The organism is Faecalibacterium sp. i21-0019-B1 (assembly GCF_042852915.1).
Taxonomy (GTDB): Bacteria; Bacillota; Clostridia; order Oscillospirales; family Ruminococcaceae; genus Faecalibacterium; species Faecalibacterium taiwanense.
Window position 1 is genome coordinate 900,026 of sequence record NZ_AP031425.1, and the last position, 13,410, is coordinate 913,435.

General features: G+C 56.0%; 16 protein-coding genes. 14 read left to right on the top strand and 2 right to left on the bottom strand.

The window, feature by feature from the left end; translation table 11 throughout:
• Positions 1-380: 380 nt before the first annotated feature.
• From ACGHP1_RS04250 to ACGHP1_RS04280, 7 genes are all read left to right on the top strand, one after another.
• Positions 381-1,754, top strand: coding sequence for a carbohydrate ABC transporter substrate-binding protein (locus tag ACGHP1_RS04250; protein WP_005926929.1), 1,374 nt, complete (start codon positions 381-383; stop codon positions 1,752-1,754).
• Positions 1,755-1,841: 87 nt separating this feature from the next.
• Complete coding sequence (locus ACGHP1_RS04255) at positions 1,842-2,726, top strand: carbohydrate ABC transporter permease (RefSeq protein WP_005926926.1); 885 nt, start codon at positions 1,842-1,844, stop codon at positions 2,724-2,726.
• 12 nt (positions 2,727-2,738) lie between these two features.
• Positions 2,739-3,635: a carbohydrate ABC transporter permease gene (locus ACGHP1_RS04260; protein ID WP_390507913.1), complete on the top strand. Its 897-nt coding sequence runs from the start codon at positions 2,739-2,741 to the stop codon at positions 3,633-3,635.
• Positions 3,636-3,646: 11 nt separating this feature from the next.
• Positions 3,647-3,835 (top strand): DUF6903 family protein, encoded by a 189-nt coding sequence (locus tag ACGHP1_RS04265; RefSeq protein WP_207698337.1) that lies wholly within the window; start codon positions 3,647-3,649, stop codon positions 3,833-3,835.
• Between the two features lie 39 nt (positions 3,836-3,874).
• The gene (gnpA, locus tag ACGHP1_RS04270) at positions 3,875-6,034 is read left to right on the top strand and encodes a 1,3-beta-galactosyl-N-acetylhexosamine phosphorylase (RefSeq protein WP_390507916.1); all 2,160 of its coding nucleotides are present in this window, start codon (positions 3,875-3,877) and stop codon (positions 6,032-6,034) included.
• 309 nt (positions 6,035-6,343) lie between these two features.
• Positions 6,344-7,039 (top strand): hypothetical protein, encoded by a 696-nt coding sequence (locus tag ACGHP1_RS04275; protein WP_390507918.1) that lies wholly within the window; start codon positions 6,344-6,346, stop codon positions 7,037-7,039.
• A 71-nt stretch (positions 7,040-7,110) separates the two neighbouring features.
• The gene (locus ACGHP1_RS04280; RefSeq protein ID WP_390507920.1) at positions 7,111-7,725 is read left to right on the top strand and encodes a hypothetical protein; all 615 of its coding nucleotides are present in this window, start codon (positions 7,111-7,113) and stop codon (positions 7,723-7,725) included.
• A gap of 158 nt (positions 7,726-7,883) precedes the next feature.
• Here the strand turns inward: ACGHP1_RS04280 and ACGHP1_RS04285 are convergent, their stop codons facing one another.
• Positions 7,884-9,476: a recombinase family protein gene (locus ACGHP1_RS04285; protein WP_390507922.1), complete on the bottom strand. Its 1,593-nt coding sequence runs from the start codon at positions 9,474-9,476 to the stop codon at positions 7,884-7,886.
• Between the two features lie 47 nt (positions 9,477-9,523).
• On the bottom strand, positions 9,524-10,087 hold the full coding sequence (locus tag ACGHP1_RS04290) for a helix-turn-helix domain-containing protein (protein WP_390507924.1): 564 nt from the start codon (positions 10,085-10,087) through the stop codon (positions 9,524-9,526).
• A 185-nt stretch (positions 10,088-10,272) separates the two neighbouring features.
• Between ACGHP1_RS04290 and ACGHP1_RS04295 the strand changes: the two genes are divergently transcribed.
• The 7 genes from ACGHP1_RS04295 (at position 10,273) to ACGHP1_RS04325 (ending at position 13,408) form a co-directional block, all read left to right on the top strand.
• The gene (locus ACGHP1_RS04295) at positions 10,273-10,485 is read left to right on the top strand and encodes a helix-turn-helix transcriptional regulator (protein ID WP_129872737.1); all 213 of its coding nucleotides are present in this window, start codon (positions 10,273-10,275) and stop codon (positions 10,483-10,485) included.
• Between the two features lie 76 nt (positions 10,486-10,561).
• On the top strand, positions 10,562-11,053 hold the full coding sequence (locus ACGHP1_RS04300) for a helix-turn-helix domain-containing protein (protein ID WP_117505096.1): 492 nt from the start codon (positions 10,562-10,564) through the stop codon (positions 11,051-11,053).
• Between the two features lie 3 nt (positions 11,054-11,056).
• The gene (locus tag ACGHP1_RS04305; RefSeq protein WP_390507927.1) at positions 11,057-11,245 is read left to right on the top strand and encodes a hypothetical protein; all 189 of its coding nucleotides are present in this window, start codon (positions 11,057-11,059) and stop codon (positions 11,243-11,245) included.
• Positions 11,232-11,846 carry a transglycosylase SLT domain-containing protein gene (locus ACGHP1_RS04310; protein WP_390507930.1) on the top strand — a complete coding sequence of 205 codons (615 nt, stop codon included), beginning with the start codon at positions 11,232-11,234 and terminating at the stop codon, positions 11,844-11,846. The genes ACGHP1_RS04305 and ACGHP1_RS04310 overlap by 14 nt, the downstream gene beginning before the upstream one ends.
• Positions 11,847-12,074, top strand: a complete 228-nt coding sequence (locus ACGHP1_RS04315) for a hypothetical protein (RefSeq protein ID WP_390507932.1) — start codon at positions 11,847-11,849, stop codon at positions 12,072-12,074.
• 15 nt (positions 12,075-12,089) lie between these two features.
• Positions 12,090-12,287 carry a hypothetical protein gene (locus ACGHP1_RS04320; protein WP_390507934.1) on the top strand — a complete coding sequence of 66 codons (198 nt, stop codon included), beginning with the start codon at positions 12,090-12,092 and terminating at the stop codon, positions 12,285-12,287.
• A gap of 89 nt (positions 12,288-12,376) precedes the next feature.
• Complete coding sequence (locus ACGHP1_RS04325; protein WP_390507936.1) at positions 12,377-13,408, top strand: hypothetical protein; 1,032 nt, start codon at positions 12,377-12,379, stop codon at positions 13,406-13,408.
• The last annotated feature ends 2 nt before the right edge of the window (positions 13,409-13,410 follow it).

Consider the following 13,410-nt stretch of genomic DNA (forward strand, 5'->3'; position numbering starts at 1 on the left):
AAAAATAAACGCAACATTCTAAAAACATTATCAAAAAATGGTGCGTTGTTTCGTGCACTTTACCCTCATTATAGAGGGAACATACAAAAAAAGCAAGCCCTGATTTTAGGCTAATTTTTATATTTTTGTTTCTCAAGTCCCTTCGAAATATGTCAAAATAGTTACAGGCTGGGGATTATGCTGAAACTTTTAAAAGATTTTTAGCACTTTTGCTGGAAGAATTTTTTAGAAAGCAACATCTATAAAAAATGAAACAACAAACCTCTTGAGCAAGGAAGCGAAAGAATTTATATTGGAGGCAGAAAAACACACAGTCCTTCGGGCAAAGCCTGTTTGCCCGGCTGTGTTTGAACGGAACAAAATGATGGAGGCAACACAGTATGAATCGTATTTCTCGTCGTAATTTCCTGAAGGCGGCCGGCGTTGGCGCCGCTGCACTGGGTCTGGCTGCCTGCGGCGGCTCTTCCAGCTCCACCGCATCCAGCGTGGCATCCTCCACCGCCGCTTCTTCCGCAGCGGCGGCTGCAGACGTTACCATCAAGGTAGCCGCCATCGAGACCGGCTACGGCGCTGATATGTGGAAGAAGGTCGCCGAGGCCTTTACCGCACAGACCGGCATCAAGGTGGACCTGACCACCGACAAAAAGCTGGAGGACGTCATCGGCCCCTCCATGCAGGGCGGCGACTACCCCGACGTGGTCCATCTGGCCACCGGCCGTGAAGCTGCCCTGACCGAGCAGTTCATCAAGGGCAACCTGATCGCCGACATCACCGATGTGCTGAGCATGACCGTGCCCGGCGAGAGCAAGAAGGTGAGCGAGAAGATCGCCGGCGGCTTTACCGACACCTCCCTGACCAACCCCTACGGCGACGGCAAAACCTATCTGGCTCCCATGTTCTACAGCCCCTGCGGCCTGTTCTACAACGCCGGTTTCCTGAAGGAAAAGGGCTGGGACGTGCCCAAGACCTGGGACGAGATGTGGGCACTGGGCGACAAGGCTGCCGCTGAGGGCACCTACCTGTTCACCTACCCCACCACCGGCTACTTCGACGCCTTCTTCTATGCGCTGATGTACGCTGCCGGCGGCCCGGAGTTCTTCAACAAGGCCACCCACTACACCGAGGGCATCTGGGACACCCCCGAAGCAAAGACCTGCTTTGATATCGTGGCAAAGCTGGCTTCCTACACCAACCCCATCACCCCCGCACAGGCCAACGATCAGGACTTTACCCAGAACCAGCAGCTGGTGCTGGACAACAAGGCTTTGTTCATGCCCAACGGCACCTGGATCGTGGGCGAGATGGCCGAGGCTCCCCGTGCAGACGGCTTTGAGTGGGGCATGACCGCCCTGCCTGCTGTCAAGGCCGGCGGCGATGGTTACAGCTACACCTGGTTCGAGCAGGCATGGATCCCCGCCGGTGCCGAGCATCAGGATGCCGCCAAGCAGTTCGTAGCTTACCTGTACAGCGACGAAGCCTGCAAGCTGTTTGCCGAGAGCGGCGCTATCCAGCCTGTGCTGGGCATCGCCGACAGTCTGGAAGGCGACAACAAGATGTTCTACTCCATCTACGACAACGGCGCAAAGGCCGCCATGGGCAACTTTGCAGCCTTCAGTGCCATCCCCGGCGTGGAAGTGCGCACCGTGTTCTTCGACCCTGTCAACTCTCTGGTGTCCGGCAGCATGACCGAGCAGCAGTGGATCGACGGCATCAAGTCCGCCAGCGACCAGATGCGCGCCAACATCATCGAGTAATTAAGCCCTGCCCAGCGGGGGCGGTTTTTACCGCCTCCGCTTTTTTGGGCTGTACAGTACCATCAAGAAAGGAGCGGTCAATCCCCTATGAGAACGGATAAAAGCCGCAAACGGTTCGTATTCCTCTGTGTGGCACCGGCTACCATCCTGTTTTTCCTCTTTATGATCCTGCCCACCCTCAACGTGTTCCGCATGAGTTTGTATGAGCGGGGTGCCTATTCTCCCAACGAGACCTTTGTGGGGCTTAAAAACTTCCAGCATCTGCTGCGGGACGCCCAGTTCATCCGCTCCATGCAGAATATGATCCTGCTGGTGGTAACGGTCACCCTGATCACCTTCGCCTTTGCACTGGTATTTGCCGCCATCCTCACCCGGGAGAAGATCAAAGGCCAGAACTTTTTTCGCATCATCTTCTACATCCCCAACATCCTGTCGGTGGTCGTCATCTCCGGCATCTTCTCTGCCATCTATAAGCCGGAAAACGGCATGCTGAACAGCATCATCGGCCTGTTCCGCAACATGAGCGACCCCATCCTGTGGAAGGGCGAAAAATTGGTCATCCCCTCCATCATCATTGCCATGGTGTGGCAGGCCATCGGCTACTACATGGTCATGTACATGGCCTCCATGTCTGCCGTGCCCATCAGCCTGTACGAGAGCGCCAATCTGGACGGTGCCGGGCGGCTGACCCAGTTCTTCCAGATCACCATCCCCCTCATCTGGACGAATATCCGCACCACCCTCACCTTCTTTATCATCTCCACCATCAACATGGCCTTCCTCTTCGTCAAGGCCATGACCAGCGGCGGGCCCAACGGCGCATCGGATGTGGCGCTGAGCTATATGTACAGCCAGAAAGACGCTGGCCTGTATGGTTACAGTATGGCCATCGGCGTGGTAATCTTCCTGTTCTCGTTTGCCCTGTCCGCCTGTGTCAACAAGGTCACCAACCGCGATACGCTGGAATTTTAAGGAGGGAAGAAGATGCAGAATACCACCGAAAAATCTTCCCGCTCTGCGGAAGGTCTGTACAAGTTTTTCATCTATTTTGTGCTGGTTCTGCTGGCCGTTACCATCATCGTGCCGGTGGCATGGGTGTTTATGGCCTCCATCAAGCAGAATGCAGAGTTCTACGGCAACCCCTGGGCATTGCCCGCCGGGTTCTACTGGCAGAACTTCGTCAACGCATGGAACGGCGCCAAAATGGGCGAATATATGCTCAACTCGGTCATCGTCACCGCGCTGGCGCTGGCGCTGCTGCTGGTCGTTGCCCTGCCCGCCGCCTACTGCCTGTCCCGCTTTCACTTCAAGGGGTGCAAGGTGCTGAACACCCTGTTCATGGCGGGCCTGTTCATCAACGTGAACTACATCGTGGTGCCCATTTTTTTGATGCTGCGGGACGGCGATGTGTGGCTGAAAGGCCATTTCGGCAGCGGCTTTCTGCTGAACAATCTGGTGGTGCTGGCGGTGGTGTACGCCGCCACCGCGCTGCCCTTTACCATCTACCTGCTGACGGGCTACTTTGCCACCCTGCCCCACGATTTTGAGGAGGCCGCCTATATCGACGGTGCAAGCTATTTTTCCACCATGACCCGCATCATCTTCCCCATGGCAAAGCCCTCCATCATCACCATCATCCTGTTCAACTTCCTGTCCTTCTGGAACGAGTATATCATCTCCATGACCCTGATGAGTTCCACCAAGGCGCCCCGCACCCTGCCGGTAGGTCTTTTGAACCTGATGCAGGCGCAGCAGAGCGCCGCCCAGTACGGCACCATGTACGCAGGTCTTGTGCTGGTAATGCTGCCCACCCTGATCTTGTACATCTGCGTGCAGCGGCAGCTGACGCAGGGCATGACCGTGGGCGGCTTGAAAGGTTAAGGTGACAGACGATGAAAGCATACTGGAAAGAGCATCCCGCCCTGCGCATGGTACTGATGCTGGTGCTGTTTGTGCTGGCACTGGTGCTGGTGGTGTCCGGCTGGAAAATGACCGGACAGCTGGCAGGGCTTGGCATCATGCTGGTGGGCGTAGCACTGCTGCTGGCTGTGCTGGCGCTGTATAACGCCGCCTACGATTGACCCCCTACGATTCAAAGAGAGGCAAAAGGAGAGTTTCCCATGGATGAAATAAGAAAGACCGGGCGCGTGACCATTCCCACAGACCTGGACGTTGTGCCCGAAACGCTGGAGATCTTAAAAAAGTGGGGTGCTGATGCCATCCGCGACTGCGACGGCACCGACTTCCCGCAACAGCTCAAGAATGCGGACGCCAAGATCTACTCCACCTACTATACCACCCGCAAGGACAACGCATGGGCAAAGGCAAACCCGGACGAGGTACAGCAGTGCTACATCATGACCGGCTTTTACACCGCCCCCGGCGACACCGTGACCATCCCGCTGATGAAGGGCATCAGCCCGGAGCTGATGCAGGTGAACACCAACGACGACATCACCCGCTGGTGGGAGGTCATGGATCGAACCACCGGTCAGCCCGTGCCGCCGGAGCAGTGGAGCTACGCCGACGGCAGTGTGACCGTACAGGCCGTACCGTTCCATGAGTATACCGTCAGTTTTCTGGCTTACCTCATCTGGGACCCGGTGCATATGTACAACGCTACCACCAACGGCTGGACGAATTTTGAGCACCAGATCACCTTTGACGTGCGTCAGCCCAAGACCCACAAGTATTCCATGGAGCGCCTGCGCAAGTTCATTGCAGAGCACCCCTATGTAAACGTCATCCGCTACACCACCTTCTTCCACCAGTTCACCCTGATCTTCGACGAGCTGAAGCGGGAGAAATTCGTGGACTGGTATGGATACTCTGCTTCGGTCAGCCCTTATATCCTCAACCAGTTTGAGCAGGAAGTGGGCTACAAGTTCCGCCCGGAGTACATCATCGATCAGGGCTACTATAACAACCAGTACCGGGTGCCCAGCAAGGAATTCCGGGATTTTCAGGCCTTCCAGCGCCGCGAGGTGGCAAAGCTTGCCAAGGAGATGGTGGACATCACCCACGCGTGCGGGTGCGAAGCCATGATGTTCCTCGGCGATCACTGGATCGGCACCGAACCTTTCATGCCGGAGTTCAAGACCATCGGACTGGATGCCGTAGTGGGCAGCGTGGGCAACGGCTCCACCCTGCGCCTGATCTCTGACATTGAGGGCGTGAAGTACACCGAGGGCCGTTTCCTGCCCTACTTCTTCCCCGACACCTTCCACGAGGGCGGCGACCCCGTGCGGGAAGCCAAGGAGAACTGGGTTACAGCCCGCCGCGCTATCCTGCGCAAGCCCATCGACCGCATCGGCTATGGCGGCTATCTGAAACTGGCCTTGCAGTTCCCGGAGTTCGTGGACTACGTGGAGAGCGTCTGCAACGAGTTCCGCAAACTGTACGAGAACATCAAGGGCACCACACCCTACTGTGTCAAGCGAGTGGCCGTGCTGAACTGTTGGGGTAAAATGCGGGCTTGGGGCTGTCACATGGTGCATCACGCCCTCTATTACAAGCAGAACTATAGCTATGCCGGTGTCATTGAGATGCTGTCCGGTGCGCCCTTTGATGTGAAGTTTATCAGCTTTGAGGATATCAAGAACGACCCGCATCTGCTGGATTCGTTGGATGTCATTATCAATGTCGGCGATGCCGACACCGCACACACCGGCGGCATCTGGTGGGAAGATCCGGAGATCTCCTCCGCTATCCGCAAGTTCGTCTGGAACGGCGGCGGCTTTATCGGCGTGGGTGAGCCTTCCGGTCACCCGTATCAGGGGCACATTTTCCAACTTGCCACTGTGTTGGGCGTGGAGGAGGAAAACGGCTTCACCCTGAACTACGACAAATACAACTGGGAGGAGCACCCCGACCACTTTATCTTGCAGGACGCCGACCAACCCGTGGACTTTGGCGAGGGCAAGAGGAATATTTATGCGCTGGAAGGCACCGAAGTGCTGGTGCAGCGAAACAAAGAAGTGCAGATGGCGGCACACGACTTCGGCAAGGGTCGTGCCGTGTACATCAGCGGTGTGCCTTACAGTTTTGCCAACAGCCGCACCCTTTACCGCGCTATCCTGTGGAGTGCCCACAGCGAGGAGGAGCTGCATACATGGTTCAGCTCCAACTACAACGTGGAGGTGCACGCCTACGTCAAAAACGGCAAGTACTGCGTGGTGAACAACACCTACGAGCCGCAGGACACCACCGTTTACACCACAGACGGCAGCAGCTTTGCTCTGCATCTGGATGCCAACGAGATCAAGTGGTATGAGATCTAAGTTCTCCTTTTCATAAACGAACACAACGGGCAGCTCTGTTATCAGAGCCGCCCGTTGTGTTTGCTGTATCTGCCGATAACTCAACCTGTGTCAATCGAACGCTGCAATGGAGATGGCTGAAAACGCAGAAATTCAGTAATGGGAGCGTAGTAGACCTGCAGAAAAAGAAACTGCCCGTGCGAGTATGCGTAAGATGGTGAAGCACTTGCTGAAAAAATATAAGTATGCGCCAACGTCAAGCGGCGCAAGGGCTGCAATAAAAAGACCGTGCAGAAGGACTGGCTGGAAGATCTGGTCGTCCGGGAGACCATGAAGCTGATTCAGGACGATGCGGTAATCGACAAGATCGTTCAACTGGTCATGGATGTCCAGAATCAGGAGAACACCACGATCCCGCTGCTGGAAAAGCAACTGCGAGAGGTTAACAAAAAGCTGGACAACCTGATGAAGGCGATCGAGGACGGCTTGTACACCCGGACAACGAAAGAACGTCTGGAAGCTTTGGAAATCCAAAAGGATGAGCTGACTGCAAAAATCGCAGATGAAAAGTTGAAGAAGCCCAGCTTCAATGAGAATTTCATCCGGTTCTGGCTGATGAAATTTAGAAAGTTCGATATTTCGCAGAAAAAGCAGCGGAAAGCGCTGATCGAAATTTTTGTCAATGCCATTTTTCTGTACGATGACCGGATGCTGATCACGTTCAACTACAAGGATGGCACCAAAACCGTCCGTTTTGAGGACACTTTGACCGCTGATTGCGGAGAAAAAAGTTTGCGTTTGCGAAGCAACGAAAGCCCCAGTGGGGCTTTTGAGCAACAGAACGGTCTTGCGCAAGCAAGATGGAGGGGCCTTGCCCCGACAAGTTCGGATTTGTCCAGCTCTGCTGGGACTGGATCGTGCGGTATTGCCTGGAACACAAAATCTATAACATCAATCAGGTCAATACGCTGCTGTTTGAATATAATCAGGAACAGCTGGGTGCGTAATTTGTCGCCTGCCCGTTGACCTTTTGCCCTCCGGTTTGTGGTATCCTTTTGCCAACGAAAGCGATACACCACAAAACGGAGGGCATTGTTGTGAAGAAAAATCTTACCGAGCTTGTTTTCATTCTGGACCGCAGCGGTTTCATGGGCGGGCTGGAGCAGGATACCATCGGCGGGTTCAATGCTATGCTGACCCGGCAGAAGGAGCAGGAGGGCGAGGCCGACGTGACCACGATCCTGTTCGACCATGAGGTGCAGCTGCTGCACGACCGTTTTCCGCTGAAGGCTGTTGCGCCGCTGACCGAAAAGGACTACTACGTCCGGGGCTGTACGGCGCTGCTGGATGCCATTGGTTATGGCATGGAAAAGATGGTGAATATCCAGCGCCATCTGCCGGAGGACGAGCGTGCCGAAAAGGTCATCTTTGTCATCACCACCGACGGACTGGAAAACGCCAGCAAACGGTTTGGCTACGAGAAGATCCGCCGGATGATCGAGCGGGAAAAAGAGCAATATGGCTGGGAGTTCCTGTTCCTCGGTGCCAACATGGATGCTGTGAAGGAAGCTGCCCGCTTCGGCATCTCGTCCGACCGGGCCGTGCGGTTCGAGAATGACGCACAGGGCGTGGCGGTCAACTACCACGTTGTTAGCGAGACAGTCTCCCGGATGCGGGAAGCACCCTGCTGCGCGTCCATCGGCGCAGAGTAGAAAGAACAAATCGAAGCTGATTTCCAGAAGCGGCATCATAGGTAAGGGAGGAAACAGCCATGTTAGGAGCAATCTTGGGTGATATCGTGGGCAGTCCCTATGAGTATGGCTAAACAGGATAACTATAAGAAAGAGAGGACCGAAACGGCCCTCTCTTTTCATTTTTCGGATTTTGGGATGCGCGGGTATATTTCAATGGTGAAGCCATCAGGGCTCTTTTTGCGCTTCTCGTTTAGCTTCTGGTAGACGACCTTTTCGAGCACCTCTTTTAGGAGAGCATTTTTCTCCTCGGCCGTTTCGAGCAGCGGGTACACGTCGAGCAAATTCTTAACCTTAGGGATGATGTCACGACGGCTGGTCTCCCGGAGCTTCTCCTCGGTCAACTCACGGGAGCAGCGGGCGACACTATCCTTTGCGGCATCGATTTTGTCGGAGAGCATTCGGGAGCGGGACAGAAAGGTGTCTGTGTCGTAGATGCCCTGCTCGAGGAAGTCGTGGGTACGTTCGAGCTGCTGCTGTAATTTGCGGAGCTCGGCCTCCGCGCTGGCGAGAGCTTTTTCCCGGACGCCGACCGACGACACGGAGGACGACGCGGCAGCGGAGCTCCACTCGAGCTCATAACCTTTCATCCACTCGGAGAGACCCTGTATGACGCGCTCCTCGACGATAGGGAGATAGCTCGAGCAATTCGGGCAGCCGCGACGAGGACAGCGCACGACCGGCATATCTGGATGGACAGGGTTTATCATCCGCATCATCTGCCTGCCGCACTCGGAGCAGACGAGCAGACCGGCCAGAGGATTCCGGACAACCTTTTCTTTGTGCGTGGAAGTATTCTCGCTCCGGGTGAGCTTATCGTTTGCGAGCTCAAATGTTTCTTTCGGAATGAGCGGAGGGTGAATGCCTTTGAATACGCACTCTTTCTCTGGGTCGGCAGGACCGCGCACAGAAACGACCTTGCCGTCAACCACTTTCTTCTTTGTCTCACGGCTGCCCCAGCGCACCATGCCGATGTACGTCGGATTCTTGATGATTCCGCGAATGGTGATTCTTGCCCATTGCGAACCGGATGGAGACGGGATGCGCATATCGTTGAGCCTCGTGGCGATTGAACCCAAAGACAGCGGGCGAGTGGAACCATCCTCGTCCTGCAAACCGACCGTGTACAGGTCGAAAATCATACGGACTATTGCGGCCTGCTCCTCGATGGGCTCGAGCGAGCAGCCCTTTTCGTTTTTGAGCTTTACCCGACGATAACCAAAGGGAGCCAGACCGGACGGCCATTTGCCCTCTTTGGCGGAGGCGAGGCGACCGCGCTGCAACCGGCGGTTGATGATTTTGTACTCGCGGCGGCTCATAAACAAGCCGAACTCAAAATACTCCTCGTCGAACTCGTTGTCAGGGTCATACGTTTTTATAGGGGTTATTATTTTTGTCCCGGAGAACTTGAATGTCTGCGCGATGATGCCTTGGTCGATGGTGTCGCCACGCGCCAGACGCTCGACCTCCATGACGAGGACGCCGGACCAGACGCCCTGCTCAACCTCGGAGAGAACCCGTTGCATCATTGGGCGGGCGGCGATGGTGTCACCAGAGACGACCTCACGGTAAATATCGGTCACGTTGAGATGCTGCCTTTTCGCCAGTTCGAGCAGAGTGTGCTCGTGCCGGGAGAGTGTTTCGCCTTCGCCGTGTGCCTCTGCCTCGATGTCAGAGCGAGACTTGCGCAGGTATATGAGATACTGCTCCATGATGACCTCCAAACAAAAAGACCCGCGCCGGAGCGCAGGCCGAAAGGTTACTTGTTGCTATCCTTTAAGGCCGCAACGTCAGCCTGCAAGAGGCTGTCAAGGATAGAGGCGGTTTTGGCCTTGAGCGTGTTCTGCTTCTCCATAATCTGCGGGAAAGCATCTGCCAGGTCTCCCCCGCAATCAGCGAGGATGCTCTTTATCTCGCCGCGACCGGTTTGCAGCTCAGAGAACAGCTCACGATACAGGGCCATCTCTGCTGCATTCTGCGCGTTCATACACCGGGAGAGCAGCACATAGACCGAATCGAACGTCGAGGAGATGACGGCACGGAGCTCTTTCGGGAGGGCGTCATATCTTCGCTTGAAATTTGCGTTGTCCTGACGGAACGCCTCGTTACCGTGGGCGCGCTCATCCTCGCGGCCCAGCAGATAGTCAGTGGTTACCCCGAAATAGTCCGCCATCTGGCAGAGCAGGGCGAAATCTGGCTCTTTGCCCTCGGTCTCGTAGCCGGAGACCGTAGTGCGCTGCTTACCACAGAGGCGGGCAAACTCGGCCTGCGTCAAATCTTTCTCCTTGCGGAGCGCGACCAACCGTTCAGAAAACTTATCCATACAGACGTACCTCCCTAAGACTTATATATTGTATCACAAAAATCCCCTCACGGGGACAAATGACGCTAATTGCGTCATAAATAGCAAAAATTTTTGAAAAAAACTTGACTTTGACCCAATTAGGGACTATAATAAACCACAGAAAGACCCCAAAAGGGTCACACAGAAAGGAGGAGACAGGCGGAATGCGGAAAAAGCTGCAAACGCTCCGAGAGGGCGCAGGCTATACCCAGCAGACTTTCAGCGAGCGGCTGGGCGTGAGCCGGAGCCACTACGCACAGATTGAGAGCGGAGACAAGAATCCGTCCCTCAAGCTGAGCCTGAAAATCAAGCAGGCCCTCGGCTATCCCTACGACGACCTTTTTTTTAACCCGAAGCGACCCGTTTCGCGTCATTGATGCGAAACGATGACGCCAAAAGCAAACATTTGGCGTTTCCGTGTAAATATTTTAACCGAAAGGAGGCACGGAATAAATGCCTAAAATGGCAACGAAAGCCGCAGATAACGTGTTCTACAAGGCGCGAATCGCAGCGGCATCGTGGAACGACCGGCTAGGCAGCAGAGAGGGTGCGTCAGAGGTGACCGGCATCGACCGGACGCGGCTCGCCAACATCGAGCTCGGAACCATCAATCCGCACCCGGAGGAGGTCCTGATGCTTTCGGACACCTACAACGCGCCGGAGCTGCAAAACCATTTCTGCTCGCACCTCTGCCCGCTCGGCATTGGGACGATTTCACCGATTGAGCTGGAAGAGCTTGAGCGGGTCACATTGCAGCTCATTTCGGCAATGAAGTCGTTGCCGGAGGTCAAGGACGGAATCATCGACATCGCGGCCGACGGCGTCATCGACGCGAAAGAAAAGCCGCGCATGGAGCAGTACCTCGAGGTGCTCGACGAGATAACGAACAAGGCTCAGACCTTGAAGCTCATTTATAGAAAGCAATTCGGAAAGCAGGAGGTGTAAAAAGTGTTGGAGGCGAAGCAGAGCGGGAACGTCGTGGAGGACTTCACCATCGGGAACACCCGAATCAAGATTTGCGACGACTTCTGCCGGACCCGGACGAGCGGAGAGGTCAAAGAAATCCTCGACCGCGTCGCACGGAGGACAGTTGGCTCGCTCGCAGCAGCCGCCACACCTGATTATGGATGCGCTTAAAAGAAAGATGGAGATTGCGGCCGTTGCGTTTTTCTGCACGGTCACCGCACTCATTGCGGTTTACTCCTGTGCAACGACGGCCGCAGCAAACCTCGCACGGCAGACGGATGTAGAACCTGTCACGGAATATGCGACCCTCACCTACACGGAGGAACGTCCGCAGGCCGAACAGGAGCCGGAGCTCCTCTACGACGTACCCATGAGCGACGAGCTGCAACGGTACGTCCGGGAGCAGGCAGAGCGGCAGGGCGTCCCGTTTGAAATCGCACTCGCCGTCATTGAGCGGGAGAGCAGCTACCAGCCGGACGCGGTCAGCGACACCGGAGACTTCGGCCTCATGCAAATTAACGTCTGCAATCACCGCTGGCTCTACGAGGAACTCGGCATTACGGATGTGATGGACCCGGAGCAGAACATCGAGGCTGGCCTCTACATCCTCGGGCAGGCATTCCGAAAGTACGACGACCCGGACAAGGCTCTCATGGCCTACAACATGGGCGACAGCGGTATGAAAGCCGCATGGAGCAAGGGCCAGCACAGCAGCAAATACAGCCGCGCGGTCATGGAGACGGCGCAGGCCATCAAGAGAAGGGAGCACTAAATGGACTGGAAGATTCACAGAGCGATTCTCATTGCGGCCATCTGGGTTGCAGAGGTCCTTTCGGCTGGCATCTGCGGATTCATCGCCGCGCTGGCACTCATTCCGGCCAGCTACGCAGCGCGCGGCTACTTCGCCTTTGGTGGCGAGTGGCTTATCGTGCTCGGCGTCACGCTGCTGGCGTTCCACGTTATCAACAACGCATTTTTCGGAATGCTCAAGCACCACTGAAAGGAGGTGAACCACATGGCTGAACAGAACCTTTTCTGCCTCTGCGGCAGATGCTCGCGCAAGCTGCGCAGCGCGGCTGCCCGTCGCGTCGGTATGGGCTCGACCTGCTGCCGCAAGGAGACAGGCAAGACCATCACCCAGTTGCTCAAGGAGCTGGACGAGCAGGAGGCCGCAGCAGCGGCAGAGCAGCAGGAGCCGGATACACAGGTATAAAAAAAGAGCCGCGCTCGAAAGCGCGACCCTCTTGTCGGACAAGCCTATTGTATCTCGCTCCACATCAAAAGTCAACAGGAGCGTGAATCATGAACGAACAAAACAAACACGCTGCGCTCACCATTGCGCAGCAGTACCCGCCCACGCAGTACAACCTCCTCGTCCCGATGCAGACCGTAACGGAGATTGCCGACATCCAAAAGCCGGTGATGAACTCCGTGAAAATCAGCACCGACCTCAATGACGGCGAAATCTATGAGATGGAGAAAGCCAAGGACGAGTGGCGCGACAGCAAGGGGTACGTCCACAAAGCGACCCCGGCCAAGTACGCCCTCACCAAAAAGGGTCTCACCAAGCTCATGCGAGCCGCAGGCATCAAGATTCTTTCCAGCCGCCCGGTCGTCCCGTCCACCTGCCAGAAGTGCGCGGAGGTCAACCGCAGCATCGGAAAGCCGATTCGCTGCGGAGGCTGCCCCAACAAGGACGTCAAGCACGAGGTCCGAATCAGCGTCCCGCAGCTCACCGGCGAGAACGTCACCATCGTCGCCCATAAGGAAATTGCGGTGGATGATGTGACGGCCGGGATGACAGAGAAGCAGCGGGCAGAATTTATGAAGTTCCGCAGCGAGATGTGCGAGAGCAAGGCTCTCAACCGCGCCCTCCGCACCGCGATGCAGATTAAGTCCAGTTACCTTATCGAGGAGTTCGGAAAGCCCTTTGTTGTGGCCTACCTCGTCCCGAACCTTGACAATCCGACCGTCCGCGAGGAGGCGGTAAAGTCCATGTTTGGCGCGGCGAATGACCTGTACGGCAGCCGCCCGAAAACCAGCCATACGGTCTATGTGGACGATGACGACGAGGGATATGCGCAACCGGAGCCGGATTTTGAGGTCGTACCGGAGCAGCCACAGCAGGAGCAGCCGCCCGAGAGACCGGCGCAGCGGCCTCGCCAGCAGCAGCCCGCGCCGAGTAACCGACAGCAGAGCCGGAACGGAGACAGCGAGTTCTGCACGGACTGCGGTAAGCAGGTCGGCCTCGACGTAGCAGAGTACAGCCGCAAGCACTTCGGCGGAGTGGCTTATTGCCGCGACTGCCAAAGAAACCATACATGGAGGAAATGATT

Excerpts from the sequence above, each read along its gene's own strand:
- ACGHP1_RS04250 (WP_005926929.1), top strand. The coding sequence starts at position 381 with ATGAATCGTATTTCTCGTCGTAATTTCCTGAAGGCGGCCGGCGTTGGC.
- ACGHP1_RS04255 (WP_005926926.1), top strand. The coding sequence starts at position 1,842 with ATGAGAACGGATAAAAGCCGCAAACGGTTCGTATTCCTCTGTGTGGCA.
- ACGHP1_RS04260 (WP_390507913.1), top strand. The coding sequence starts at position 2,739 with ATGCAGAATACCACCGAAAAATCTTCCCGCTCTGCGGAAGGTCTGTAC.
- ACGHP1_RS04265 (WP_207698337.1), top strand. The coding sequence starts at position 3,647 with ATGAAAGCATACTGGAAAGAGCATCCCGCCCTGCGCATGGTACTGATG.
- gnpA (WP_390507916.1), top strand. The coding sequence starts at position 3,875 with ATGGATGAAATAAGAAAGACCGGGCGCGTGACCATTCCCACAGACCTG.
- ACGHP1_RS04275 (WP_390507918.1), top strand. The coding sequence starts at position 6,344 with ATGAAGCTGATTCAGGACGATGCGGTAATCGACAAGATCGTTCAACTG.
- ACGHP1_RS04285 (WP_390507922.1), bottom strand. The coding sequence starts at position 9,476 with ATGGAGCAGTATCTCATATACCTGCGCAAGTCTCGCTCTGACATCGAG.
- ACGHP1_RS04290 (WP_390507924.1), bottom strand. The coding sequence starts at position 10,087 with ATGGATAAGTTTTCTGAACGGTTGGTCGCGCTCCGCAAGGAGAAAGAT.
- ACGHP1_RS04295 (WP_129872737.1), top strand. The coding sequence starts at position 10,273 with ATGCGGAAAAAGCTGCAAACGCTCCGAGAGGGCGCAGGCTATACCCAG.
- ACGHP1_RS04300 (WP_117505096.1), top strand. The coding sequence starts at position 10,562 with ATGCCTAAAATGGCAACGAAAGCCGCAGATAACGTGTTCTACAAGGCG.
- ACGHP1_RS04310 (WP_390507930.1), top strand. The coding sequence starts at position 11,232 with ATGGATGCGCTTAAAAGAAAGATGGAGATTGCGGCCGTTGCGTTTTTC.
- ACGHP1_RS04315 (WP_390507932.1), top strand. The coding sequence starts at position 11,847 with ATGGACTGGAAGATTCACAGAGCGATTCTCATTGCGGCCATCTGGGTT.
- ACGHP1_RS04320 (WP_390507934.1), top strand. The coding sequence starts at position 12,090 with ATGGCTGAACAGAACCTTTTCTGCCTCTGCGGCAGATGCTCGCGCAAG.
- ACGHP1_RS04325 (WP_390507936.1), top strand. The coding sequence starts at position 12,377 with ATGAACGAACAAAACAAACACGCTGCGCTCACCATTGCGCAGCAGTAC.